At 66.7% G+C, this 26,085-nt stretch carries 21 protein-coding genes; 6 read left to right on the forward strand and 15 right to left on the reverse strand.

All coding sequences use genetic code 11. The features are described from left to right. Nucleotides 1-168: 168 nt before the first annotated feature. Entirely contained in the window at nt 169-6,042 is a 5,874-nt protein-coding gene (gene uvrA / locus ASE39_RS04900) for an excinuclease ABC subunit UvrA (RefSeq protein WP_057270407.1), read from the reverse strand. 184 nt (nt 6,043-6,226) lie between these two features. Between uvrA and ASE39_RS04905 the strand changes: the two genes are divergently transcribed. From ASE39_RS04905 to ASE39_RS04915, 3 genes are all read left to right on the forward strand, one after another. Next, nucleotides 6,227-7,342, forward strand: coding sequence for an ABC transporter substrate-binding protein (locus ASE39_RS04905; protein WP_010466706.1), 1,116 nt, complete (start codon nt 6,227-6,229; stop codon nt 7,340-7,342). 184 nt (nt 7,343-7,526) lie between these two features. Then, nucleotides 7,527-8,594 carry an ABC transporter substrate-binding protein gene (locus tag ASE39_RS04910; RefSeq protein ID WP_242421366.1) on the forward strand — a complete coding sequence of 356 codons (1,068 nt, stop codon included), beginning with the start codon at nt 7,527-7,529 and terminating at the stop codon, nt 8,592-8,594. A 104-nt stretch (nt 8,595-8,698) separates the two neighbouring features. Further along, complete coding sequence (locus ASE39_RS04915) at nt 8,699-9,811, forward strand: ABC transporter substrate-binding protein (RefSeq protein WP_057270409.1); 1,113 nt, start codon at nt 8,699-8,701, stop codon at nt 9,809-9,811. 109 nt (nt 9,812-9,920) lie between these two features. Here the strand turns inward: ASE39_RS04915 and ASE39_RS04920 are convergent, their stop codons facing one another. The 7 genes from ASE39_RS04920 to ASE39_RS04950 form a co-directional block, all read right to left on the reverse strand. Next, nucleotides 9,921-10,112: a hypothetical protein gene (locus tag ASE39_RS04920; protein WP_057270410.1), complete on the reverse strand. Its 192-nt coding sequence runs from the start codon at nt 10,110-10,112 to the stop codon at nt 9,921-9,923. A 154-nt stretch (nt 10,113-10,266) separates the two neighbouring features. After that, nucleotides 10,267-11,928 carry an MFS transporter gene (locus ASE39_RS04925; protein ID WP_029414364.1) on the reverse strand — a complete coding sequence of 554 codons (1,662 nt, stop codon included), beginning with the start codon at nt 11,926-11,928 and terminating at the stop codon, nt 10,267-10,269. Between the two features lie 174 nt (nt 11,929-12,102). Beyond that, a complete protein-coding gene (locus tag ASE39_RS04930) occupies nt 12,103-12,756 on the reverse strand; it encodes a 2-hydroxychromene-2-carboxylate isomerase (protein WP_057270411.1) in 654 nt (217 codons plus the stop codon). Beyond that, complete coding sequence (locus tag ASE39_RS04935) at nt 12,753-13,019, reverse strand: DUF1289 domain-containing protein (RefSeq protein WP_057270412.1); 267 nt, start codon at nt 13,017-13,019, stop codon at nt 12,753-12,755. The genes ASE39_RS04930 and ASE39_RS04935 overlap by 4 nt, the downstream gene beginning before the upstream one ends. Then, the gene (locus tag ASE39_RS04940) at nt 13,016-13,534 is read right to left on the reverse strand and encodes a YbaK/EbsC family protein (RefSeq protein WP_057270444.1); all 519 of its coding nucleotides are present in this window, start codon (nt 13,532-13,534) and stop codon (nt 13,016-13,018) included. Before ASE39_RS04940 ends, ASE39_RS04935 begins: the two co-directional genes overlap by 4 nt. Nucleotides 13,535-13,560: 26 nt before the next feature. Then, nucleotides 13,561-14,469, reverse strand: coding sequence for a hydroxymethylglutaryl-CoA lyase (locus ASE39_RS04945; protein WP_057270413.1), 909 nt, complete (start codon nt 14,467-14,469; stop codon nt 13,561-13,563). Nucleotides 14,470-14,625: 156 nt separating this feature from the next. Beyond that, a complete protein-coding gene (locus tag ASE39_RS04950; RefSeq protein ID WP_057270414.1) occupies nt 14,626-15,537 on the reverse strand; it encodes a LysR family transcriptional regulator in 912 nt (303 codons plus the stop codon). An 88-nt stretch (nt 15,538-15,625) separates the two neighbouring features. Between ASE39_RS04950 and ASE39_RS04955 the strand changes: the two genes are divergently transcribed. The 3 genes from ASE39_RS04955 (at nt 15,626) to ASE39_RS04965 (ending at nt 18,579) form a co-directional block, all read left to right on the forward strand. Continuing rightward, nucleotides 15,626-16,606, forward strand: coding sequence for a 3-hydroxyacyl-CoA dehydrogenase NAD-binding domain-containing protein (locus tag ASE39_RS04955; protein ID WP_057270415.1), 981 nt, complete (start codon nt 15,626-15,628; stop codon nt 16,604-16,606). Then, entirely contained in the window at nt 16,603-17,439 is an 837-nt protein-coding gene (locus ASE39_RS04960) for a 3-keto-5-aminohexanoate cleavage protein (RefSeq protein WP_057270416.1), read from the forward strand. The genes ASE39_RS04955 and ASE39_RS04960 overlap by 4 nt, the downstream gene beginning before the upstream one ends. A gap of 87 nt (nt 17,440-17,526) precedes the next feature. After that, the gene (locus ASE39_RS04965; RefSeq protein ID WP_057270417.1) at nt 17,527-18,579 is read left to right on the forward strand and encodes a tripartite tricarboxylate transporter substrate binding protein; all 1,053 of its coding nucleotides are present in this window, start codon (nt 17,527-17,529) and stop codon (nt 18,577-18,579) included. A 27-nt stretch (nt 18,580-18,606) separates the two neighbouring features. Here the strand turns inward: ASE39_RS04965 and ASE39_RS04970 are convergent, their stop codons facing one another. From ASE39_RS04970 to ASE39_RS05000, 7 genes are all read right to left on the reverse strand, one after another. Continuing rightward, the gene (locus tag ASE39_RS04970; protein WP_057270418.1) at nt 18,607-19,065 is read right to left on the reverse strand and encodes a DUF3592 domain-containing protein; all 459 of its coding nucleotides are present in this window, start codon (nt 19,063-19,065) and stop codon (nt 18,607-18,609) included. Between the two features lie 68 nt (nt 19,066-19,133). Then, the gene (locus tag ASE39_RS04975; protein ID WP_057270419.1) at nt 19,134-20,054 is read right to left on the reverse strand and encodes a glyoxylate/hydroxypyruvate reductase A; all 921 of its coding nucleotides are present in this window, start codon (nt 20,052-20,054) and stop codon (nt 19,134-19,136) included. A 219-nt stretch (nt 20,055-20,273) separates the two neighbouring features. Continuing rightward, complete coding sequence (locus tag ASE39_RS04980) at nt 20,274-22,295, reverse strand: acetyl/propionyl/methylcrotonyl-CoA carboxylase subunit alpha (RefSeq protein ID WP_057270420.1); 2,022 nt, start codon at nt 22,293-22,295, stop codon at nt 20,274-20,276. Continuing rightward, complete coding sequence (locus ASE39_RS04985) at nt 22,296-23,015, reverse strand: DUF4126 domain-containing protein (RefSeq protein WP_010466736.1); 720 nt, start codon at nt 23,013-23,015, stop codon at nt 22,296-22,298. Nucleotides 23,016-23,171: 156 nt separating this feature from the next. Continuing rightward, the gene (locus tag ASE39_RS04990; protein WP_057270421.1) at nt 23,172-23,951 is read right to left on the reverse strand and encodes an enoyl-CoA hydratase/isomerase family protein; all 780 of its coding nucleotides are present in this window, start codon (nt 23,949-23,951) and stop codon (nt 23,172-23,174) included. Next, nucleotides 23,948-24,457, reverse strand: coding sequence for a DinB family protein (locus ASE39_RS04995; protein WP_057270422.1), 510 nt, complete (start codon nt 24,455-24,457; stop codon nt 23,948-23,950). Before ASE39_RS04995 ends, ASE39_RS04990 begins: the two co-directional genes overlap by 4 nt. A 17-nt stretch (nt 24,458-24,474) precedes the next feature. Next, nucleotides 24,475-26,082, reverse strand: coding sequence for a carboxyl transferase domain-containing protein (locus tag ASE39_RS05000; protein ID WP_057270423.1), 1,608 nt, complete (start codon nt 26,080-26,082; stop codon nt 24,475-24,477). Between the last annotated feature and the right edge of the window lie 3 nt (nt 26,083-26,085).

Raw genomic sequence — 26,085 nt, forward strand, 5'->3', positions numbered from 1 at the left:
TGGGGAGCCGATCCCCTGAAACCCATCGTAGGAAGCCCACCCCGTACAACACGTGCGCCATGTTCCGCGCAATGCGTAGGACACGGGCCGACAGGGGTGTGCGCCAAACACCGGGCTCGCACCCTGCCGCCGCCCTCACTCACACGACCATCACACCGCCGGCGCGCCTCAGCGTGCCAGCACAGTCGCCAGCGCCTTGCCCGTGTGCGTGCCTGCGGCCACCACGGCCTCGGGCGTTGCTGCAGCCACAATGCGCCCGCCCGCGTTGCCGCCCTCCGGCCCCAGGTCCAGAATCCAGTCAGCCTCGGCGATCACATCCAGGTCGTGCTCGATCACGATCACGCTGTGGCCGCCATCCACCAGGCGGTGCAGCACGCGGATGAGCTTGTCCACGTCGGCCATGTGCAGGCCCACGGTGGGCTCGTCGAGCACATACAGTGTGTGCGGCGCCTTCTGGCCCCGTCGGCCCACCTCGTCGCGCACCTTGGTCAGCTCTGTCACGAGCTTGATGCGCTGGGCCTCGCCACCACTCAGCGTGGGTGACGGCTGGCCCAGTGTGAGGTAGCCGAGGCCCACGTCCTGCAGGAGCTGCAGTGGGTGCGCAATGCTGGGCATGGTGGCGAAGAAGCCCACGGCCTCGTCCACCTCCATCTGCAGCACATCGCCAATGCTCTTGCCGCGCCAGGTCACGGCCAGCGTCTCGGGGTTGAAGCGCGCGCCGTGGCAGGTTTCGCACAGCACCTTCACGTCGGGCAAGAAGCTCATCTCGATGGTGCGCACGCCCGCGCCTTCGCAGCTGGGGCAGCGGCCTTCGCCGGTGTTGAAGCTGAAGCGCCCGGCGGCATAGCCACGGGCCTTGGCCTCCAGCGTTTCGGCAAACAGCTTGCGGATGGTGTCCCAGAAGCCGATGTAGGTGGCGGGGCAGGAACGCGGCGTTTTGCCGATGGGCGTCTGGTCCACTTCGAGCACGCGGTCAATGCTCTCAAAGCCCGACAGGCCCGTACAACCCACCAGCGGCGGCGCCTTGCCTGCATCCATGGCATCGCGCCCGGCGCGGGTAGCGCGCTGCTGCACCCAGGCCTGCACATTGGCGAGCAGCACGTCGCGCGCCAGGGTGGACTTGCCCGAGCCGCTCACCCCCGTCACCGCCACCAGGCGGTGCAGCGGCACCGTAGCGGTCACGTTCTGCAGGTTGTGCAGCTGCGCTCCATGCACGGTGAGCCAGCGCATGGCGGCGCGTTCCTTGGCCTCGGTCAACGCGTCAGCCGCCAGCGATGCGGCCTGGGCCGCACGCTTCTTGACGGCCGCGCTCTGCCGGCCGGTGGGAGCCGCCGCCTCGGACTGTGCAAAGGCGGCCGTGGCCTCGGCGCTCACCTCGCCAGCCACCATGCTGCGGCGCAGCTGCAGCGGGTGCTTCATGGCGTGCAGCAGGTAGCGGCCGGTTTGCGAATCTTCAGCGCCCGTGATGTCGGCCACGCTGCCCTGCGCCACCAGGCGCCCGCCGCGTTTGCCCGCGCTGGGGCCAATGTCGATGATGTGGTCGGCGCGGCGGATGGTGTCTTCGTCATGCTCCACCACCACCAGCGTGTTGCCCTTGTCGCCGAGCTTGTGCAGGGCATTGAGCAGGATCTGATTGTCGCGTGCGTGCAGGCCAATGGTGGGCTCGTCGAGCACGTAGCACACGCCCTGCAGGTTGCTGCCCAGTTGCGCAGCCAGACGAATGCGCTGCGCCTCGCCGCCGCTCAGGGTGGGCGCACCCCGGTCCAGCGTGAGGTAGCCCAGGCCCACTTCTTCCAGAAATTCGAGGCGACTCTGGATCTCGGGCACCAGGTCGCGGGCGATATCGGCCTCGCGCTGGGTCATACCACCTTCGATACGCAGGGTCTCGATCCAGCGGCGCACGTCGGTTACCGAGAGTGCGGCAATGTCGGTGATACCCACGCCTGCAAATCTGACCGCACGCGCGGTGGCGTTCAGGCGTGTGCCACTGCAGCTCGGGCAGGCGGTGTCGGCAAGGTCTTCCACCTCGGGCTCGGCAAAGGTCTGCTCACGGCCTTTTTCCTTGTCGTCCTGCACCGAGTCGTCAAACACCTTGCGCTGGTCCTTGGTGAGCTTGACGCCCGTGCCCACGCAGTCGGGGCACCAGCCGTGTTTGCTGTTATATGAGAACAGGCGCGGGTCCAGCTCGGCATAACTCGTGGCGCACACGGGACAGGCACGCTTGGTGGAAAACGCCTGCAGCGTGCCAATGCCCGCCGTGGGCTGGCCGCGTTCCATCGCAGCGCGCAGACTGGTCATGTCGCTCAGCACATGCACCACACCCTTGCCATGGGTGAGCCCCTCGGCCAGTGCCGTGCGCAGCGCGGCTTCGTTCTCGGGCGACACATCGAGGCTGGCCACAGGCAGCTCGATGGTGTGTTCCTTGAAGCGGTCGATGCGCGGAAAATTGGTGGTGGGCAAGAAGTTGCCGTCCACGCGCAGGTGCGTGTGGCCCCGCGGGCGGGCCCAGTCAGCCAGCTCGGTGTACACGCCCTTGCGGTTCATCACCAGTGGCGCGAGCAGGCCAATGTGCTGGCCCCGGAACTGCGTGAGCAGCTGGGCCGCGATGCTCTCGGGCGTCTGCGGCTGCACGGCGGCGCCGTCCTTGGTGCAGTGCTGGGTGCCGAGCTTGACGTACAGCAGGCGCAGGAAGTGCCACACCTCGGTGGTGGTGCCCACGGTGGACTTGCGCCCGCCGCGCGAGAGGCGCTGCTCGATGGCCACGGTGGGCGGAATGCCGTACACCGCATCCACCTCGGGCCGGCCGGCGGGCTGCACGATGGAACGCGCATAGGCGTTGAGCGATTCGAGGTAACGGCGCTGGCCTTCGTTGAACAGGATGTCGAACGCCAGCGTGGACTTGCCCGAGCCGCTCACGCCGGTGACCACGTTGAACTTGCCGCGCGGAATGTCCACGCTCAGGTTCTTGAGGTTGTGCTCCTTGGCGTTGATGATTTCAATGGCGTTTTTCGCCGCTGGCGCTTTATCCATAAGCGCTGCACGCTCCTGTTTTCGTAGCGTAGCAGCTTTTTCGTGCACCGAGTGGCCACCGATGCCCAGGGTCAGTTCGTAGTCGCGCAGGGCCAGGCCGGTGTGCGAGGTGGCGTGCTGGCGCACATCTTCGGGCGTGCCCTCGGCCACGATGAGGCCGCCCGCGTAGCCGCCCTCGGGGCCCAGGTCGATGAGCCAGTCGCTGGCGCGAATCACATCGAGGTTGTGCTCGATGACGATGAGCGAGTGCCCCGCATCGATCAGCTTGCGCAGCGCGCGCATGAGCTTGGCGATGTCGTCAAAGTGCAGGCCGGTGGTGGGCTCGTCGAACAGGAACAGCGTGCCCTTGCGCGCCACCGTCTGGCGTGATTTGGACGCGCTGCGCGCGGCCTCGGCCAGGAAACCCGCGAGTTTGAGGCGCTGCGCCTCGCCGCCGCTGAGCGTGGGCACGGGCTGGCCCAGCGCCACGTATTCGAGCCCCACATCGACGATGGGCTGCAGCGCGCGGATCACATCGCGGTCGCCCGCAAACAGGTCGGCTGCCTCGGCCACCGTGAGGGCGAGCACGTCCGCCACGTTGAGGCTGCGGCCGCCGCGTTCGATGGTGATTTCCAGAATCTCGGGCCGGTAGCGCTTGCCATCGCAGTCGGGGCAGCGCAGGTACACGTCCGACAGGAACTGCATCTCCACATGCTCAAAGCCTGAGCCCCCGCAGGTCGGGCAGCGCCCGTCGCCGCTGTTGAAGCTGAACTTGCTGGCGGTATAGCTGCGCTGGCGCGACAGCGGCGCCACGGCGTACAGCTCGCGGATGCTGTCCCACGCGCCGACGTAGCTCACGGGGTTGGAACGGGCCGTCTTGCCAATCGGTGACTGGTCCACAAACACGACATCCGACAAATGGTCGGCGCCCAGCATGCGGTCGTGCGCGCCCGGCGTGTCGGTGGCCTTGCCAAAGTGGCGCAGCAGCGCGGGGGCCAGCACGTCCTGGATCAGACTGGACTTGCCCGAGCCGCTCACGCCGGTCACGGTGACCAGCCGCTGCAGGGGGAATTCGACCGACACGTTCTGCAGGTTGTGCTCGCGCGCGCCTTCGAGGATGAGGCGTGGCGTGGACTCCGTCACCATGCGCTTGAAGCCAAAGCCCACATGCTTGCGGCCGCCCAGGTAGGCGCCGGTGAGCGTGTCGGCATTGCGCAGGTCGGCCGTGGTGCCGTCAAAAACGATCTGCCCGCCCAGGCGTCCGGGGCCGGGGCCCATGTCGATCATGCGGTCGGCCGCGAGCATCACGGCCGGATCGTGCTCCACCACCACCAGGGTGTTGCCCGCATCGCGCAGGCGCAGCATGGCCTCGGTGATGCGGTGCATATCGCGCGGGTGCAGGCCGATGCTGGGCTCGTCGAGCACGAAGAGCGTGTTGACCAGCGAGGTGCCGAGGGCCGTGGTCAGGTTGATGCGCTGCACCTCGCCACCGCTCAGCGTGCGGCTTTGCCGGTCGAGCGTGAGGTAGCCAATGCCCACGTCGCACAGGTATCTGAGGCGCGTGGTGATTTCTTCGTGCAGCAATTTGAGCGCTTGCGCATCGCCGCCTTTGGCATCGTCGCCTACCGGCAACTGCATGCGATCAAAGAACCTTCGCAGACGGTCAATAGGCAGCAGCATCAGGTCATGCAGGCACAGGCCGGGCAGCGCCTCAAGCTGCTCGCGCGACCATTGCACCCCCTCGGGCATGAACCGTTTGCCAGGCTCCAGCACCGCATCGGCGTCTTCCTTGCGGCCGATGCGCCAGAGCAGGCTTTCGGTCTTGAGGCGCGCACCGGCGCAGGTGGGGCACGGCGTGTAGCTGCGGTACTTGGACAGCAGCACGCGGATGTGCATCTTGTAGGCCTTGCTCTCCAGGTACTCGAAGAAGCGCTTGATGCCGTACCACTGCTTGCTCCACTGCCCATCCTTGTAGCCCGGCGTGCCTCCGATGACCCATTTCTTCTGGTCGTCGGTGAGCTTGTACCAGGGCGTGTCGCGCGGGATGCCCGCCGTCTCGGCATGGCGCATGAGGTCGTCCTGCGCTTCTTTCCACGCGGGGGTCTGGATGGTCTTGATGGCCCCCGCGCGCAGCGTGAGCTTGTCGTTGGGGATGACCAGGCCGTAGTCCACACCGATCACGCGGCCAAAGCCCCGGCAGCTGTCGCACGCGCCCACGGCGGAGTTGAACGAGAAGGCGGACGGAATGGGGTCGCTGTAGCGCAGGTCGCTGTCGGGGCAGTGCAGGCCCGTCGAAAAGCGCCACAACTCGGGCTCACTTTCGTCCACCAGCCGATACACGTTGAGCCGCCCCGTTCCGCGCTTGAGCGCGACTTCGATGGCCTCGATCACGCGCGCCTTCTCGGCATTGCCCAAGCGGAAGCGGTCGGCCACCACATCCAGCACCTTGCGCGGCCCTGTGGGCGTGCCCACTTCGCGCTCGGCCTGCACCTTGGTGAAGCCGCTGGCGGACAGCCATTGTTCGACCTGCTCGGCCGACGTGTTGGCGGGTAGTTCGACCGGGAAGGTCAGCACGATGCGCGGATCACCGGCTGCGGCGCAACGCGCGGCCAGCTCGGCATAGATGGTTTCGGGCGAGTCGTGCCGCACCGGCTGCGCGGTTGCTTTGTCGAACAGCTGGCCGGCGCGGGCGAACAGCAGCTTCAGGTGGTCGTTCAACTCCGTCATCGTGCCCACGGTGGAGCGGCTGGAGCGCACCGGGTTGGTCTGGTCGATGGCAATGGCCGGGGGCACGCCCTCGACCTTGTCCACGGCGGGCTTGTCCATGCGGTCGAGGAACTGGCGCGCGTAAGCGCTGAAAGTCTCCACATAGCGGCGCTGGCCTTCGGCATACAGCGTGTCGAACACCAGGCTCGATTTGCCCGAGCCGCTGGGGCCCGTGACCACCGTGAGTTCGCCGGTGCGGATGTCCAGATCCAGGTTCTTGAGGTTGTGCTGGCGTGCGCCGCGGATACGGATCAGTCCCTGGGTCATGTGGGCAGTCTTTTTCGAGGGTGAGGCGGAACATTCTAGGGACCGCTGCAGGCCCCGTCTGTCCGTGCCGCAATACCCCCTGAATGCGCATCTACTGACAAGTCCTGTCACAACATCGGGTTATGCCGGTTCGCAAACAGAGTGCATTTGTCTAGAGTGGCCAGACAATTGCAAGGAGACGACCATGTACAGATGGACACAATGGGGAGCCACGGCAGCCCTGGCCGCCGCGCTGTGCGGCACGGGCCATGCCCAGATCCTGATCGGACAAACCGCAGGTTTCTCCGGGCAAGTGGCGGCTGGCGTCAAAGAAACCACCGATGGCGCCCTGCTGTACATCGATGCCGTCAACGCCAAGGGCGGCGTCAACGGCCAGAAGATCGAGCTGACTTCGCTGGACGACAAGTTTGACCCCAAGCTGGCCGCAGAAAACGCGCGCAAGCTGATCGAGGAAAACAATGTGTCGGCGCTGTTCCTCACTCGCGGCACGCCCCACACCGAGGCCATCATCCCCATGCTGGAGAAGCACGGCGTGGCGCTGGTCGGGCCCTCCACGGGGGCCATGGTGCTGCACCAGCCGGTGCGCAAGTACATTTTCAACGTGCGCGCCACCTACCAGCGCGAGGCAGAAAAGGCCATGACGCATCTGGCCTCCATGGGTATTACCCGCATTGCACTCGTCTTTGCCGATGACAGCTTTGGCGCCGATGGCGTGATCGGTGCGCAAAAGGGGCTCACCGCCGCCAAACTGACGCCCGTGGTGTCGGAGAAGTTCGACCGGGCCAAGCCTGATTTCACCCCCATTGCCGCCAAGGTGTCGAAGGCTGACGCGCAGGCCGTATTGATCATTGCCTCAGGCTCTGCGGTGGTCGATGCCAGCAGTGCGCTGCGCACGGCGGGCTCGGCCGCGCAGATCGTGACGCTGTCCAACAACGCATCGGGCGGCTTCATCAAGAGCCTGGGCAACAACGCGCGCGGCGTGATCGTGACCCAGGTGTATCCCAATGAACGCGCGGTGACCTATGCCATGGTCAAGGAAGCCCAGGAGCTGGCCCGGGCGAAGGGCCTGAACGAAATCAGTCCCGCCATGCTGGAGGGTTATGCGGCGGCCAAGGTGCTGGTCGAAGGCCTCAAGCGCGCCGGCCCCAAACCCAGCCGCGAAAAGATCCACACAGCGCTCGAAAGCCTGCGCAAGTTCGACCTGGGTGGCCTGGAGATTTCGTACACCCCGGAAGACCACACAGGCCTGGACTTTGCCGACCTGTCCATCATCGGCACGGACGGCAGGTTCCGCCGCTAAGAGCCATCCACCCGACGCCGACGGGTTTCGCTGGCCTGGTTTTGTCCGGGCCTACGTGTTTCTACAGTTTCTTCGTCACAATTTGTATCTATATTGACGCGTCCAACAATCAGGCTTCCTGGGGACAAACATGAGACTCACACAATGGCTTCGCAAAGGCGCCACCCTCGCCGCACTCTTCGCAATGGTGGGCGGAGCCCAGGGCCAGATCCTTATCGGCCAGACGGTGGGCATCACGGGCTCGGCCGCGGCCACGGTGGCCGAATCGATGCAGGGCGCGGCGCTGTACATCGACCACATCAATGCCCGGGGCGGCGTCGGCGGCCAGAAGGTGGAGATCGTGTCGCTGGACGACAAATTCGACCCCAAGCTGACCCTGCAAAACACCCGCACCCTCATTGAGGAAAAAGGGGTGATCGGGCTGTTCATGACGCGCGGCACCCCCCACACCCAGGGCATCATGCCGCTGCTGGAGCAGCACGGCGTGCCGCTGGTGGGCCCCTCCACCGGAGCCATGGTTCTGCATCAGCCTGTGCACAAATACGTCTTCAACGTGCGGGCGCCCTACCAGCGCGAGGTGGAAAAGGCCATCACCCACCTCAACACCCTGGGCATCAAGCGCATCGGCGTCGTGCATGTGGACGACACGTTTGGCGCTGACGGGCTGGCAGGGGCGCAACTGGGCTTCAAGGCCAACCAGCTGGAAGCCCTCTTTATCGAGAAGTTTGACCGCGCCAAACCCGACTACAGCGCCATTGCACCCCGTGTGGCCCAAAAGCAGCCGCAGGCCGTGGTCTTCATTGGCACCGGTGCGGCTGTGGTGGACGGCATCAAGGCGCTGCGTGCGGCGGGAGTGTCAGGGCAGATCGTGACGCTGTCCAACAATGCCTCGGGTGGTTTCGTGAAACTGCTGGGCGACCAGGCCCGGGGGGTCGTGGTCACCCAGGTATTCCCGTCCGAGCGGTCGGTGAACTACCCGGTGGTCAAGGAGGCCATGGAGCTGGCCCGCGCCAAGAACATTTCTGATCTCACACCCGCCATGGTGGAAGGCTTCGTCAGCGCCAAGGTGCTGGTGGAGGGCATCAAGCGCGCCGGCCCCAAGCCAGACCGCGCCAGGCTGCATGCAGGCCTGGAAAGCATCAAAAAGTGGGACCTGGGCGGAGTGGAACTGAGCTACAGCCCCACCGACCACAGCGGTCTGGAATTCGCCGACCTTTCCATCATCGGAAGGGACGGCCGCTTTCAGCGCTGAAGGGCCCCCGCGGCGGTAACTCAAGAAAATGGGTACGCATTTATACAGATGCCCCGCCTTGCCCCATACATAGACTTGCGCATTTCACAAAATGAAGCAAGAGCATGAAAATTTTTGTTCGCACGCTGGCGGCAATCGGCGTGGCCGTTCTATGTAGCACGGGGCAGGCACAGATTCTTATTGGGCAGTCAGTGGGTCTCACGGGCTCGGCAGCGGCCACGGTGGCTGAATCGATGCAGGGAGTAGCGCTCTACCTTGATCACATCAATGCCAAAGGCGGCGTGGCGGGTCAGAAGGTAGAAATAGTGTCCCTGGACGACAAGTTCGACCCCAAGCTGACCCTGGAAAACACGCGCACCCTCATTGAGGACAAAGGCGTGATCGGCATGTTCATGACGCGTGGCACGCCCCACACCCAAGGCATCATGCCAATGCTGGAGCAGCGCGGCGTGCCACTGGTGGGTCCCTCTACCGGGGCCACGGTTCTCCACCAGCCTGTGCACAAATATGTCTTCAATGTGCGGGCGCCTTACCAGCGCGAGGTGGAAAAGGCCATCACCCACCTCCACACCCTGGGCATCAAGCGCATTGGCGTCGTACATGTGGACGACACCTTTGGCGCTGACGGACTGGCAGGTGCGCAACAGGGCTTCAAGGCCAACCAGCTGGAAGCCCTGTTCATCGAGAAGTTTGACCGCGCCAAGCCCGACTACAGCGCCATTGCACCGCGTGTGGCGCAAAAGCAGCCCCAGGCGGTGATCTTCATCGGCACGGGCGCGGCCGTGGTGGACGGCATCAAGGCCCTGCGCGCCGCCAGCTTCAAGGGCCAGATCGTCACGCTGTCCAACAATGCATCGGAAGGCTTCATCAAGGCGTTGGGCGAGCAGGCCCGGGGGGTGGTTGTCACGCAGGTATTCCCGTCGGAACGGTGGCTGAACTACGCAGTGATCAAGGAGGCCATGGACCTCGTGCGCGCCAAGCGCCTGAGCGCGCTGACCCCTGCCATGGTGGAAGGCTTCGTGAGCGCCAAGGTACTGGTGGAAGGCCTCAAACGTGCTGGCCCCAAACCAAACCGAGCCAAATTGCATGCAGGTCTGGAGAGCATTCACAACTGGGACTTGGGCGGCCTGGAACTGAGCTACAGCCCCACCGACCACAGCGGTCTTGGTTTCACCGAGCTGGCGATCATCGGGGAAAACGGCCACTTCCAGCGCTGAGTTCACACCCTAGCATTCTCACCATAAGCAAAAGGCCCGACGCCAATGGCGCCGGGCCTTTTGTTGTGAGTGGACGGCGGGGCATCACACCCGCCGTCCTATCGAGGTATCACTGCGCGCTGGCTGCGGATGCCGGTGCCGACGCGGGCATGGCGGCGGGTGCACTGGCAGCAGACTCAGGGGCATGCACGGCATCCGCACCGTGTTTTTCACCGCCCATGTCGGCCTTGTCGCCCGCCTTGATGATCACATACATCGACAACGCTGCAAACAGGACGAAGCCAACAACAATCTTCCACATATCAATATCTCCTTGGATGGGTTTGTTCAATCAAGGGGCCTGGAGCGCGGCGCTCTAGAACCTGTTCTTGGGTTGTACTGGGCAGCACAAGCCCCTTGATGGAACACAGGGCCCGTCCCTTGCGGGGCGGGCCCTGCACACCGGTCAGAACCGATCAGTCGTTGGCGTAGATGTCAACGTCCTTGGTTTCCTTGATGAACAGGCCACCGATCACCACGGTTGCACCCGCAATGATGATGGGGTACCACAGGCCGTTGTACATGTTGCCGGTCTGGGCCACGATGGCGAATGCCGTGGTGGGCAGCAGGCCGCCGAACCAGCCGTTACCGATGTGGTACGGCAGGGACATCGACGTGTAGCGGATGCGGGTCGGGAACATTTCCACCAGCATGGCAGCAATGGGGCCGTACACCATGGTCACCAGCAGCACCAGGTAGGTCAGGATCACGGTGACCATGACCTTGTCGATGCGGGCGGGGTCTGCCTTGGTGGGGTAGCCCGCAGCCTTCAGCGCATCGGCCACTGCCTTCTTGAACTCGCCGTCCTTCTTCTTGGCTTCATCAGCAGGCAGACCCTTGCTGGTGTACGAGGAGATGACCGTCTCACCGATCTTGATCGAGGCGGGCGTGCCGGCGGCGGACGTGGCGTTCTCATAGCTCACCGAAGCCCCAGCCAGAACCTGCTTGGCGATGTCGCACGAGCTGGTGAACTTGGAGGTGCCGGTGGGGTTGAACTGGAACGAGCATTCCTTGGGGTCTGCCGTCACGATCACCTGGTTCTTGGCCTGTGCTTCGGCCAGGGCGGGGTTGGCCGCCTTGGTCAGCGCGCCGAACACGGGGAAGTACGTCAGCGCGGCCAGCAGGCAACCTGCCAGGATGATGGGCTTGCGGCCAATCTTGTCCGACAGCGAACCGAACACGATGAAGAACGGCGTGCCGATCAGCAGCGACACAGCCACAAAGATGTTGGCGGTGGCGCCATCGACCTTCAGCGCTTGCGTCAGGAAGAACAGGGCATAGAACTGGCCCGAGTACCACACCACGGCCTGGCCAGCGGTCAAGCCCACGAGTGCCAGGATCACGATCTTCAGGTTCTTCCACTGGCCGAAGGACTCGGTCAGCGGGGCCTTGGAGGTCTTGCCCTCAGCCTTCATCTTCTGGAACGCAGGCGATTCGTTCATCGACAGGCGGATCCAGACCGAGATGGCCAGCAGCAGGATCGACACGATGAATGGAATGCGCCAGCCCCAGTCGCCGAAGGCTTCTTCGCCCAGAGCGGTCCGGGTACCCAAAATCACCATCAGCGACAGGAACAGGCCCAGAGTGGCCGTGGTCTGGATCCAGGCGGTGTAGGCGCCGCGCTTGCCGTGCGGGGCATGCTCGGCCACATAGGTAGCTGCGCCGCCGTACTCACCACCCAGCGCCAGGCCTTGCAGCAGGCGCAGGATGATCAGGATGACGGGAGCCGCCACGCCGATGGACGCATAGGTCGGCAAGATCCCCACGATGAACGTGGACAAACCCATGATCAGGATGGTGACCAGGAAGGTGTACTTGCGGCCGATCATGTCGCCCAGGCGGCCGAAGAAGATGGCACCGAAGGGGCGAACAATGAAGCCCGCTGCAAACGCCAGCAGCGCGAAGATGAAGGCCGAGCCGGCATCCAGACCGCTGAAGAACTGCTTGGCGATGATGGCTGCAAGCGAGCCGTACAGGTAAAAGTCGTACCACTCGAAAACGGTGCCGAGCGACGAAGCGAAGATAACTTTCCTCTCTTCGGGCGACATCGGCCGCGGTGCGGGATGAACGGTTGCCATGGTGTCTAGTCTCCTGTTGGTTGTGCAGACCGCACTGCGGCGGGCTGTACGCATTCTTGGAGATGGCACTGACCACGCTCTGACGCGAAACCAACAAGACCTTGCACCAAACTGACCGCTCTCTGACAACTTAGGGTGAAACCCTTGCGCCCGCTTTCAGGATGCGAGAACCGCTCAGTTTTTGGCGGAAAGCCCCGATGGAAGCTGACGAACCGCCTCCCAGTCCGGCCCCTCGAACCACGCGTCTCCATCCAGGTAGGCGCGCAGCATCGGCAACCCGTCCAAGCCCCAGAACAGCTTGTCATCCACCGCGAACGCAGGCACGCCGAACACGCCCGCCGCCTGTGCAGCTTCGGTGTTGGCACGCAGCAGCGCCTTGGGCCCTTCGCTGTTCGCGTCCTGGCCCGGCCGGACCTGTTCCGACAGCGCTGTCGCCAGAGCCCCCAGACGCTCGGCATCCAGCGCATCCTGCCCGCCCTGCCACACATGGCGCAGCAGCGTACCGGCCACAAAGCGGTTGATGAAACCATCATCGCTGCAGGCCAGGGCCTGGCGCAGCAGCGGCAGCGGGTTGAACGGGTGGCGTGCTGGCATCTGCAGCGGCGTGCCTTGCGCATGGCCTAGCCAGGTCACGTGGCGGTAGGTCCACGCACGCTTGGGTGCGATGCCCGCCGGACCAGGGTTGGCATGCTGCTGCAGCAAAGCGCCCAGGAGCACGGGCTGGTAGGCCACGCTGTAGCTCAACCCCTCCAGCGCTTCAGGCAGCCGCTCGAAGGCGAGCCAGGCGTAGGGTGAAACGAAGTCAAGGTAGAAGGTGATGTGCTTCATGGCCGGATCTCCTGGGGGGTCACTTCGATGCCCGCGCGATCCAGCAGCTGCGCCCAGATGCCGCGGCGCAAACTGGCATCGGCGCGTGACCAGATGCGGATCTCGTCGAGCGTGCGAAAGCAGCCCTCGCAGTGGCTGCGGTCGGGCGACATGCGGCATACCGAGATGCAAGGCGAAGGCACGGCCTCGATGTTTTCGGCATCAAAATGACCTTCAGCGCTTATTTGTAGAGCGCGAGCAGCTAGCAAATTAATAGCACTCATGCTACGGACCCAGGTGCCACCACCTGCACCACATCCACCACGGGCGCACCCGTCAGCCGCTGAAGATCGCTGGGGTGCAGCGGGAACACGCTGTGCGGATGCCCGGCCGCCGCCCACACCACGTCGAAGCGCAGCAGGTCCTGGTCGATCAGCGTGACGGGCGGCGTGGCGTGCGCCACGGGCGAGACGCCGCCGATGGAAAAGCCGGTGCGCGATTTCACGAAGTCAGCATCGGCCCGGCCGATCTTGCCGCCCACATGGGCCTCGACCTTTTTCTCGTCCACGCGCCGGTCGCCCGAGGTGACCACCAGCACGGCCACGTCGTCGCTCTTGCGCCGAAAGATGATGCTCTTGGCCACCTGCCCCACCAGGATGCCCAGTGCATCGGCCGCCTGCTGCGCGGTGCGCGCGGCGTCGTCCAGCATCTGCGGCATGTGGGGGTGGTTCAGCGTTTGCAGCGCCGCAGCCACACGCTGCACGCCTTCGGGAAGGTTCTTCAGTTCAGCTCCACACACGGTCGTCATCTCCTGCGCCGATGGCGCTATCCCGCGCGTTTCGTCAGCAACGCATTCGCCGCGCGGGAATTGGGTTTACGGTTCAGGAACCCACTGATGTAGGCCCCCGCATCGATGAGCTTATCAAGATCGATGCCCGTCTCGATGCCCATGCCGTGCAGCATGTAGACCACGTCTTCGGTCGCCACGTTGCCGGTGGCGCCCTTGGCATACGGGCAGCCGCCCAGGCCCGCCACGGACGACTGGTAGTTCCACACCCCCAGCTCCAGCGCGGCCAGCGTGTTGGACAGCGCCTGGCCGTAGGTGTCGTGAAAGTGCCCCGACACGTCGTCGATGCCGAAGTGCTTCAGCGTGGCTTCGAGCGCACGCTGCACCTTGCGCGGCGTGCCCACGCCGATGGTGTCGGCCACGTCCACGCGCTGCACGCCGATGCCCTGGAGCAGGCCGGCGAGGTACTCCACCCGCTCGGGCGCGATCTCGCCCTCGTACGGGCAGCCCACGGTGCAGCTCATCGCGCCGCGCACGCCGATACCGGCCGCCAGCGCCGCCTCGACCACGGGCGCAAAGCGCTCGATGCTCTCGGCGATGGAGCAGTTGATGTTCTTCTGGCTGAACGCCTCGCTGGCCGAGCCGAAGACCACGATCTCGTCGGGCCGGTCCGCCACCGCGGCTTCATAGCCCTTGAGGTTGGGCGTGAGCACCGAGTAGCGCACGCCGGCCACGCGGTTCACGCCCTGCATCACCTCGTGGTTGTCGGCCATCTGCGGCACCCACTTGGGGCTCACGTAGCTCGTCACCTCGATCTCCTGAAGCCCCGCGTCCTGCAGGCGGTGCACCAGCGCGATCTTGACCTCGGCGGGCACGGGCGATTTCTCGTTCTGCAGCCCGTCGCGCGGGCCGACATCGATGAGTTTGACGCGGGATGGAATGCTCATGGTGGGGCTACCTGAAAAAGAGGACGTGGAACGGGGCGGGCCTGGGCCGGGGCCGGGCAGGCGCCTCCCATTGTCCGGGCTTCGGCGGCGCGGCACCACCTCATATCCTGCCAGACCACTCTCCGCTCGTGCCATTGCGGCACCCCGGCGCTGCGGCTACGCACCAGCCCCCTCGTCCATCTCCTGGCGCAGCAGCGCCACCATCTGCACCGCCGCCAGCGACAGGCGCCGCCCGCGCAGCGTGACCAGGCCGATGGGCCGGCGCAGCGACGGCTGCTTGAGCGGCCGGGTCACCACCTCGGGCCGGCGCACCACCTGCGCGGCCAGCTCGGGCAGCGCGCTCACGCCCAGCTGCGCGGCGACCATGGCCGCGATGGTGGCCAGGTGCTCCACCTCGTAGCGCGGCGCAAAGCGGATGCGGTGCGTGAGCAGCGCCTCGTCGGCGTACTGCCGCACGCTGGTACCAGCGGGCATGGAGATGTGCGGCAGGTCTGCCACATCGGCCCAGGCCAGCGCACCGCGGCCGCGCGCCAGGGGGTGGGCGCGGGCCAGCAGCAGCACGAAGCGGTCGGACGACAGCGGGGTGTAGTCGAGGTCGGCATACGCGGGGTTGGCGGCGGTGAGCGCGAAGTCCACGCGCCCGGCGCGCACCATGTCGAACGCCGGGCCCGCCAGGCTGTCGAACAGCTCCAGGTGCACGCCCGGGTGCCCCGCCGCAAAGCGCGAGAACGCGCGGGGCACCACACCCGCCGCCAGCGACGGCAGCGCTGCCAGCGCCAGCCGCCCCACCTGCACCTGCGCCACCGCCTGCACGCGGCGCACGGTTTCGTCCATCTGGTGGCGCAGAAAGCGGGCCTGCTCGGCAAACACCTCGCCCGCCTGCGTGAGCTGCACCGTGCGCGTGGTGCGGTCGAACAGGCGCGCGCCCAGCATTTCTTCGAGCCGCGCGAGCGTGCCCGACACCGCCGACTGCGACAGGTGCATCTGCAGCGCGGTGCGCCGAAAGCTCAGCGTGTCGGCCAGCGCCAGGAACACATCGACCTCGCGGGCCGACCAATTGATCTTCATGGCCGATCAGTCTATCGAAAAATACGTCTGGACCGCGCAATGCGGTCTGCCTAGACTGCACCGCAAGACAACACAAGGAGACATCAGCATGGACATCAGTTCGCCGCGCAATGCACGCACGGTGGTCGTGGGCGGGGGCACCATGGGCGCCGATGTGGCCGTGGTCCTGGCCCGAGGCGGCGCCCGGGTCACGGTGGTGGACCCGCACACCGCCCGGCGCGACCTGCTCTTGCCGCACATCGCCGCAGAGCTCGACGCCGCCGGCCTGGCCGCGAGCGCGGGCCCCGTGGAGGTGTGCGCCAGCCTGCAGGACGTGGCCTGGGACGGCGTGGTGCTGGTGGTCGAATGCATCACCGAACAACTCGCCGCCAAGCAGCAGCTGTTTGCCGAGCTGGAGGCCATCGCCCCGGCCAGCGCGGTGCTGGCCAGCAACAGCTCGGGCTTTCCGATCAGCGCCATTGCGCACGGCCTGCCCACCGCGCAGCGCATGCTGGGCCTGCACTTCTTCATGCCAGCGCACCTGGTGCCGCTGGTGGAGGTGGTGCTGGGCGAGCGCAGCGACCCCACGCTGGGCCAGTGGCTGCACGGCTTCATGCGCCGCTGCGGTAGCGTGCCGGTGCTGGTGAAGAAGGACAAGCCGGGCTTTTTGGCCAACCGCATGCAGCATGCGCTTTCGCGCGAGGCCTTTGCACTCATCGACGAAGGCATCGCGTCGCCCGAAGACGTGGACGCCGCCGTGCGCTTTGGCTTCGGCTTTCGCTTTCTGGCGGCGGGCCCGGTGCTGCAGCGCGACCACGCGGGCATCGAGGTGCACTGCGCGGCCGCGGCCACCATGTACCCCACGCTTTCCAACACCGACGTGCCCGCCCAGGCGCTGCGCGACCGCGTGGCCAACGGCGAGCTGGGCATGAAGACCGGCAAGGGCTTCTTCGACTGGCCCGAGGACCGCAAACGCGCAGAGCGCACCCGCTACGACACGCTGCTGCGCCAGGGCCTGGCTCTGCTGGCCAGCGAGCTGCCCGCCATCGAGCCCGCCTGCGCACACACCACGCCGGGAGCCACGCCATGAACGCCACCGGCCAATGGCCTGACCCGCTGATCGTCACCGTGGCGCCCAACGGCGCCTACAAGCTGCCCAGCGACCACCCCGCCGTGCCGACCACGCCGGCCACCCTGGCCGCCACCGCCAAGGCCTGCCTGGAGGCGGGCGCGGCCATGATCCACATGCACATCCGCGACGCCCAGGGCCGCCACAGCCTGGACGTGGAGGGCTACCGCGAAGCCCAGCGCGTGGTGCAGCACGCCGTGGGCGATGCGATGGTGGTGCAGGTCACGAGCGAAGCCGCAGGCGTGTACCGCGCCCCGGCGCAGATCGCGATGGTCGAGGCGCTGCAGCCCGAGGCCGTGTCCATCGGCCTGCGCGAGATCGACCAGCCCGAGATCGGCGAGGCCGGGCTGCAGCGCTTCTTCACGGGCCTGGTGCAGCGCCGCTGCATGGTGCAGGTCATCCTGTACGACGTGCCCGACCTGCGCCGCTGGCAGGCGCTGCGCGCCAGCGGCGTGGTGCCGGATGCGCCGTGGTTTCTGCTGTTCGTGCTGGGCCGCTACAGCGCGGGGCAGACATCGAGCCCGCGCGACCTGCTGCCCTTTTTGGCGGCACACGACGGGCCCGAGCCCTGGGCTGTGTGCGCGTTCGGCGCGGCCGAGAACACCTGCATCACCGCCGCCGCCCTCTTTGGTGGACATGCCCGCGTGGGGTTCGAAAACAACCTGCTGCGCAAGGACGGCAGCACCGCGCCCGACAACGCGGCCCTGGTGCGCCAGGCGGTCGAGGCCGCGGCCGCGCTGGGCCGGCCGCTGGCCACGGCGCAGGACATCCGCCAGCGCTTCGGCGCGGGCTGAGCCCTCGCCCGGCTCTGCACTTCCTCAGCACCTATCAAACCCATCAGCCCGCGCCAGACGGGCCTTCATCCATCCGCAGGAGACACCATGCAACAACACCCCACCGCACACGCCCCCGTCCCGCAGGCACGCCGGGCCACGCGCCGCACGGCCATCCGCCTGGCGCTTGCCGTGCCCGCCACCTGGGCCCTGGCCCTGGGCACGGCAGGCCACGCCGTGGCCCAGACGGCCCCGGCCGCCTTCCCCACCAAGACCATCCGCTTCGTGGTGCCCTACCCGCCCGGCGGCCCCACCGACCTGATGGCGCGTATGCTGCAGCCCGAACTGCAAAGCCGGCTGGGCGTGACCGTGGTGGTGGACAACAAGGGCGGCGCGGGCGGCAACTCCGGCAGCGCCGAGGTGGCCAAGCAGGCGCCCGCCGACGGCCACACCCTGCTGCTGGCCGCCAGCGGCCCGATGGCGGTGAACCCGTCGCTGTACGCCAGCATGCCCTTCAACCCGCTGACCGACCTGGTGCCCGTGGTGCAGCTGTCGGCCTTTCCGCTGGTGCTGGAAGTGCACCCCTCGCTGGGCGTGAAGACGCTGGCGGAGCTGATCGCCCTGGCCAAGACGGGCAAGCCGGTGCTGAGCTTTGCATCGGCCGGAAACGGCACGCCGCAGCACCTGGCGGGCGAGCTGTTCAACACCATGGCCCACGTGAAGATGGGCCACATCCCCTACCGCGGCGCGGGCCCGGCGCTCAACGACCTGCTGGGCGGGCAGGTGAACGTGATGTTCGACATCGTGGGCAGCTCGCTGCCACACATCCAGTCGGGCAAGCTCATCCCGCTGGCAGTCACCTCGCCCGAGCGCGCCAAGGTACTGCCCAACGTGCCCACCATGGCCGAGGCGGGCGTCTCCGGTTACCAGATCACCGGCTGGCACGGCATTGCGGTGCGCGCCGGCACGCCGCAGGCCACGGTGGACAAGCTCAATGCCACGGTCCATGCAATTTTCAAAGACCCCGCCTTCCGCGTGAAATGGGAGGCCATCGGCACGCCGGTGGTGGCAGGCACGGCCGCGGACTTCGGCGCGCTGATCAAGTCCGACGCGCAGCGCCTGGGCAAGCTGGTGCGCGATGCGGGCGTGACGATGGATTGAAGATGGACTGACGCCGCCGGGCGATCCCTACGCGGGAGCGCGCGGCCGCAGGCGCAGCAGCAGCCAGCCCGCTGCCATGCCCACGGCGCCGAACAGCAGCCCCAGGGCGCCCATGAAGACCTTCAGCGTGGTGGAGCCGCTGATCTCGGCCAGCGACGGGTTGTGGGCCGGGTAGCGCACGGTGACGGCGTCGCCCACATCGTGCACCGCCTGCAGGCGCCGCACCAGCGAGTCCGTGAAGCGCACCGTGCGCCCGTCTTTGGCCACAAACTCGACCACACTCTTCTTGCCGTGCGCCTGGCGGTGGGCCGGGCCGGCCACCGCACTCTCGTGGGCCACCACTCGGCCCTTGGCGCTGTGCGTGTCGCCCACGATGTGCAAGCCCGTGGCCAGGAGCCAGCTGGCAGCCACGGCCATCAGGGCGCCGGGCACCAGGAGCAGCCAGCCGAGAAGGCCGAAAAACCGGCGAAAGGATGTGGAGCGCATGCCTGCGATTGTGGGGGCGGACCGTGGGGGCGAATTGTGGGGCTTGATGCTGCCAGCGCACCGGCGGGTCAGTACCCCCGTCCGGGGTCCACAATGCCTGCCACCGCCTCGCCACGCTCCATCGCCGCCATCTTGCGCGTGATCTGCGCAATGCTCTCTTCCCGCATGGTACGGGCCGAAGTGTGGGGCGTGGCGGTGATCCGCGGGTGGGTCCAGAACGGGTGCCCGACCGGCAAAGGCTCGGTGCGGAACACGTCCAGCGTGGCGCCCGCGATGTGGCCGTTGTCGATCATCGCCAGCAGGTCTTCTTCGACCAGGTGCGCGCCGCGCGCCACGTTGACCACATAGCCCCCGGGCTGCAGGCGCGACAGCGTGTCGCGGTTGATGATGTCCTGCGTGTCGGGCGTGAGCGGCAGCAGGTTGACCAGCACGCGGCTGGCGGCCAGGAAGTCGTGAAAGCCCTCTGCGCCGCTGAAGCCGCGCACGCCGTCCACCGCCTTGGGAGACCGGCTCCAGCCGTTCACCGGAAAGTCGAAATGCGCCAGCGCCCGCGCCACGCGCTCGCCCAGCACGCCCAGGCCCATCACGCCGACCGGAAACTCCGAGCGCACCCGCGGCCGGCGAAAGCCCCAGCGGCCGGCGCGCATGTCGCCCTCGTACGCGTCCAGCTCGCGAAAGTGGCGCACCACCGCGTGGCACACGTATTCGGCCATCTGCACCGCCATGCCGCCGTCGTCGATGCGCACGATCTGGCAACCAGCGGGAATGCGCAGCTTGAGCAGCGCGTCCACCCCTGCGCCGATGTTGAACAGCCCCCGCAAGGCAGGCTGCTCATCCAGAAACTGCTGGGGCGGCGCCCAGACCACGGCGTAGTCGGCCTGCGGTGCCCCCCGCTGCCACACGCTGATGTGGGCATGGGGCAAGGCAGCGGCAAGCCCCTGCAGCCAGGGCTCGATCTTGGTGTCGGTACAGCAAAGAGTGATGTTCATGCGGTCAAGGGTAACTGCATTGGCGCCGCTCGGATGTTGCACACGGGTTGCGGTGGAGCCGTGTGGTACCCCGCACCTCTCATGGATTCCATCCTTCGATACCGTTCGGGCTGAGCTTGTCGAAGCCTTGCGCGGCGCTTCGACAAGCTCAGCGTGAACGGGTTTTTTGGATGAACGGGTTTTTATCGGGGGAAGACCCAGAGGTGACGCGCCAGCGGCTTACGCCGCCACCGCCAGCTTGAGCAGCTCCGCCCCTTCCGTCACCTGGTCGCCGGGCGCGTACAGCAGCTCCTGCACCACGCCGTCGGCCGGTGCGGCAATCGTGTGCTCCATCTTCATGGCCTCCATCACCGCCAGCGGCTGGCCCTTGGTGACGGCATCGCCCGCCTTCACGGCGAACGACACCACCTTGCCGGGCATGGGGGCCGTGAGCCGCCCGCCCTCGGCCGCCGACTCGCCCGAATGCGCCAGCAGGTCGATCGCGGTGATCTGCGTCGCGCCCACGGGCGTAAAGATGTGGTCCACCTCGCCCTGCGCGTACACCGCGGCGCGGGTACGCTGGCCGGCGAACTGCAGCTCGATGCCGCCGGCTTGTTCCGCGAACTTCAGCGGTCCTGCCACAGCGGCATCGCCCTCGCCCACTGCCAGGTGCAGCGCGCCATCGCGTTTGTAGGTGAGCCAGGCCTTGGCGTGCTCGCTGCCAAACTCGAACTCGAAGCGGCGGCGCGTGAGCGCATGGGAATGGAAGCCGTCGCGGCGGCTGAAGGGGTCCACGCCTTCGCTGGCGCGCTCATGCAGCACCGTCTGCGCCACGGCAGCCGCGGCGGCCAGGGGCAGGCCCACCGGCTCCTGGTGGAACAGCACCGCCTGCTCGCGCGGGATCAGCGCGGTGTCGAGCTGGGCACTGGCAAATGCACCGGTGCGCGCCACGCGGCGCAAGAACTGCACATTGGTCGCCAGGCCGACGATGTGCGTCTGCGCCAGGGCTTCGTCCAGCCGCGCCAGCGCCTGCTCGCGCGTGCCGCCGTGCACGATGAGCTTGGCCACCATGGAGTCGTAGAACGGGCTGATCGCATCGCCCTGGCGCACGCCGGAGTCCACGCGCACGGCACCCCTTTCGAAAGTCACGCAGTCGGGCAGCGCATACACGTTGAGCGAGCCCGTGGCGGGCAGGAAGTTGTTGTCGGGGTTCTCCGCGCAGATGCGCGCCTCGATGGCGTGGCCTGTGATGCGCAGGTCTTGCTGCTTCACCGGCAATGGCTCGCCCGACGCCACGCGCAGTTGCCACTCCACCAGATCGAGCCCCGTGATGGCCTCGGTCACCGGGTGCTCCACCTGCAGGCGGGTGTTCATTTCCATGAAGTAGAACTTCATCTGGTCAGGCCGCTCGTAGCCGCCCGGCTGCTCCACGATGAACTCCACCGTGCCGGCGCCCACGTAGTTCACCGCCTTGGCGGCGGCCACCGCGGCTTCGCCCATCTGCTGGCGCAGCGCGGGCGTCATGCCAGGGGCCGGAGCTTCTTCCAGCACCTTCTGGTGGCGGCGCTGCACGGAGCAGTCGCGCTCGAACAGATAGACGCAGTTGCCGTGCGTGTCGCCAAACACCTGGATCTCGATGTGGCGTGGGCGCTGCACATACTTTTCGACCAGCACCGCATCGTCGCCAAAGCTGTTGATGGCCTCGCGCTGGCAGGATGCGAGCGCGGCGGCGAAGTCCTCGCTTTTGTCCACCGCGCGCATGCCCTTGCCGCCGCCACCCGCGCTGGCCTTGATGAGCACGGGGTACCCGATGCGGTCGGCCTCGCGCTGCAGCAGGGCCGGGTCCTGATCACTGCCGTGGTAGCCGGGCACCAGCGGCACGCCGGCCTTTTCCATGAGCTGTTTGGACTCGGCCTTGAGGCCCATGTCCTTGATGGCCGAGGGTGGCGGGCCGATGAAGACCAGGCCTGCTGCCGCGCAGGCATGGGCGAAGTCTTCGTTCTCGGACAGGAAGCCGTAGCCCGGGTGGATGGCCTGTGCACCCGTGGCCTGGGCAGCCTCGATGATGCGCTCCCAGCGCAGGTAGCTGTCCTTGGGCGCGCTGCCACCGATGTGCACGGCCTCGTCGCACACGGCCACGTGCTTGGCATTGGCGTCGGCATCGGAGTACACGGCGACGGTCTTCACGCCCAGACGTTTAGCGGTCGCCGCTACACGGCAGGCGATCTCTCCGCGATTGGCGATCAAGATTTTTTTGAACATTTAGGCCACCTTGGCAGAACCAGAAAAGAAAGAAGACAAGCGCCGCACCACGGCGCGCAGAAACTTGAACAGCACCACCAGCAGCAGCACCGACACGGCCACCATCAGCACCAGCGCGATGCCGAATGCCACCGGGTGCTGCGTGGCGAGCCACACCACGGCCACCACCAGGCCGTCTTCGAAAAAGGACAGCAGCCAGTTGGAGAACGGCTCGGGCGAGGTGTTGGCCGCGGCGCGCGTGGTCATCTTGGTGGCCATCGACGTGGCAGCCAGCGACCCGCCCAGCAAACCGGCCACGACGCCCATGGTGGCGTTGTCGGCACCGAACACGCCCGCGGCCAGCAGAGCCCCGCCGGGCACGCGGATAACGGTGTGCACGGCGTCCCAGGCACTGTCGATCCACGGGACCTTGTCGGCAAAGAACTCGACCAGCATCAGGCCGCCCGCCACCAGCAGCACCAGCGGGTTCTGCAGCACGTGCAGACCGGGGGGCAAGGGCATCCAGCCCATGGCCCCCATGCCGCCGACGATGAAGACGACTGCGTACAGACGGAATCCGCTGGCCCAGCCCAGCGCGGCGGCGAGCGCCAGCAGGCTGGGCATGTCGAGTTGCGCCGTGGCACGCGCTGCGCCTGCAGCCACGTCGCGCGCGGTGCCAGCGTCGACATGCAGCCCTAGCGTGTGGAGCCACTGCACGATGTTGAACCAAAGGGTGTCCATATCAGTCCTCCACCGCGCTCTGCACTGCCTCGGGCCTACGAGACCGCCACGGCGCCATGCCAGAGATGCCGAGCAAGGGCCGCCCCGCAGCGATGGCATCGTCCCCCTCCCGCGCAGCGAGAGAGGGGGAAGGCGCGAAGCGACTCAGGGGGTGTTTCATAGCCAGTTCGGCTTGCGCTTGTTCAGGAACGACTGCACGCCTTCCTTGCCTTCGTCGCTGGCGCGGATGTCCGCAATGCCCTGCACGGTGGCGGCGATCAGATCCGCGTTGATCTCGCGCTCGGCCACGTCCATTACCAGCTTCTTGCAGGCGCGCACGGCGTGGGGGCTGGCGCTGGTCAAGGCCTTGAGCAGTTCGTCGACCTTGGCGTCGAGTTGGTCTGCAGCCACCACCTCGTGAACGAAGCCAACTCGGAGCGCCTCGGCGGCATCAAAGCGCTCGGCCGTCAGGAAGTAGCGGTGCGCGGCGCGGGGCCCCATGGCGCGGATCACGTAGGGGCTGATGGTGGCGGGGATGAGGCCCAGCTTCACCTCACTCAAGCAAAAGCCCGCCGTGTCCACCGCCACCGCCATGTCGCACGCGGCCACCAGGCCCATGCCGCCGGCGTACACGTCGCCCTGCACGCGGGCAATCGTCGGCTTCTCGCATGCGTAGATCACGCGCAGCATCTCGGCCAGCTTGCCCGCGTCGGCCACGTTCTCGTCGCGCGTGTAGTCGGCCATGCGGCGCATCCAGTTGAGGTTGGCGCCCGCGCAGAACGCGGGGCCCTCTGCGGCCAGCACCACGGCGCGCACGTCGGCGCGCGCGCCCACTTCGGTGAAGGCCGCCGTCAGCTCGGCAATGACCTCATCGCTGAAGGCGTTGCGGATCTCGGGCTGCGTGAGCGTGATGCGCGCCACGGCGCCGGCTTGGGTGATGGACAGGTTCTGGCTCATGGCGTGGGCGGGTTTTGCAGGAAGTAGACAAGGTCCAGCTCGGGGCTGGGCTGGCGCAGGACGGTCAATGCGGCGGTGATCTGGCCCCGGTGGTGCGTGCCGTGGTTGAACACATGCGCCAGCGTGGCCGCAAACGGCAACGATGCCGCCGTGCCCCGCATGGTGGTGTAGTTCAGCGTGCCGTCCCAGCGGCCTGGAGCGAACGAAGCAATCAGCGGTGCCCAGCGGGCCGCGCCTTCGCGCAGGCGGGCATCCAGCCGCGCACGGTCGCTTTCCAGTTCGGCGTCCAGCGCCATCTTGGGCGACGTGCCTTCGGCGAACCGCACAAACCACAGATGGTGTTCGCCCACCAGCAGGTGGTTGAGCGTGCCATGGATGCTTTTGAAGAACAGGCCCACATCGCGCCGGTAGGCCTCTTCAGGCAGCGCCCGCACGGCATCGAGCAGGCGCGCAGTGGCCCACACGTTGTAGCGTGCGAGCTGTGTGAAGTGGGCGACGGCGTCCATGGCTGCTCCCGGCCCGGTCACATGCGGAACAGGCCGAACTTGGTGTCTTCGATGGGCGCATTGCGCGTGGCCGCCAGGCCCAGCGCCAGCACGCGGCGGGTGTCGGCCGGGTCGATCACGCCGTCGTCCCACAGGCGCGCGGTGGCGTAGTAGGGGTGGCCCTGGTCTTCGTACTGGCGGCGGATGGGGGCCTTGAAGGCTTCTTCTTCCTCCATGCTCCACTGCCCGCCCTTGGCTTCGATGCCGTCGCGCTTCACCGTGGCTAGCACGCCCGCAGCCTGGTCGCCGCCCATGACGCTGATGCGTGCGTTGGGCCACATCCAGAGGAAGCGGGGCGAGTAGGCCCGGCCGCACATGCCGTAGTTGCCCGCGCCAAAGCTGCCGCCGATGATGATGGTGAACTTGGGCACGCTGGCCGTGGCCACGGCCGTGACCATCTTGGCGCCGTTGCGCGCGATGCCTTCGTTCTCGTACTTGCGGCCGACCATGAAGCCGGTGATGTTCTGCAGGAACACGAGCGGGATCTTGCGCTGGCAGCACAGCTCGATGAAGTGCGCGCCCTTCAGGGCCGACTCGGAAAACAGGATGCCGTTGTTGGCGATGATGCCGACCATCATCCCCTCGATGCGCGCAAAGCCCGTGACCAGCGTGGTGCCGTAGCGCGCCTTGAATTCGTCGAACTCGCTGCCATCGACGATGCGGGCGATGATCTCGCGCACGTCGAAGGGCTTGCGGGTGTCCACGGGGATCACGCCGTAGAGCTCTTCTGCTACAAACTTAGGAGCTACTGGCGATTGATCAGCAAGCGCCGGAGCCTTGTTTTTATTCAAATTGCGCACGGCATTGCGCGCCAGCTGCAGCGCGTGCATGTCGTTCTGGGCCAGGTGGTCGGCCACGCCCGACAGGCGCGTGTGCACGTCGCCACCGCCCAGGTCTTCAGCCGTAACCACCTCGCCCGTGGCGGCCTTCACCAACGGCGGGCCACCCAAAAAGATGGTGCCCTGGTTCTTCACGATGATGGACTCGTCGCTCATGGCCGGCACGTAGGCGCCGCCCGCCGTACAACTGCCCATGACCACGGCGATCTGCGAGATGCCCATGGCACTCATGTTGGCCTGGTTGAAGAAGATGCGGCCGAAGTGGTCGCGGTCAGGAAAGACCTCGTCCTGGTTGGGCAGGTTGGCACCGCCCGAGTCCACGAGGTAGATGCAGGTCAGGTGGTTTTGTTGCGCCACCTCCTGCGCGCGCAGGTGCTTCTTGACGGTGAGCGGGTAGTAGGTGCCGCCCTTCACCGTGGCGTCGTTGCACACGATCATGCAGTCCACACCGCTCACGCGGCCGATGCCGGCAATCAGCCCCGAGCTCGGTGCATCGTTGTTGTACATGTTGAGTGCGGCCAGCGGCGCCAGCTCCAAAAACGGCGTGCCCGGGTCCAGCAGCATCTGCACCCGCTCGCGCGGCAGCAGCTTGCCGCGCGCGGTGTGCTTGGCGCGGGCCGCTTCGCCGCCGCCCTGGGCAACCTTGTCGAGCTGGGCGCGCAGGTCGTCGACCAGCGTGCGCATAGCCGCGGCATTGGCCAGAAAGTCCGCCGAGCGGGCGTTGAGTTGGGTGTCGAGAATGGTCATGCT

It is taken from the genome of Acidovorax sp. Root267 (assembly GCF_001429215.1).
Classification (GTDB): domain Bacteria; phylum Pseudomonadota; class Gammaproteobacteria; order Burkholderiales; family Burkholderiaceae_C; genus Acidovorax; species Acidovorax radicis.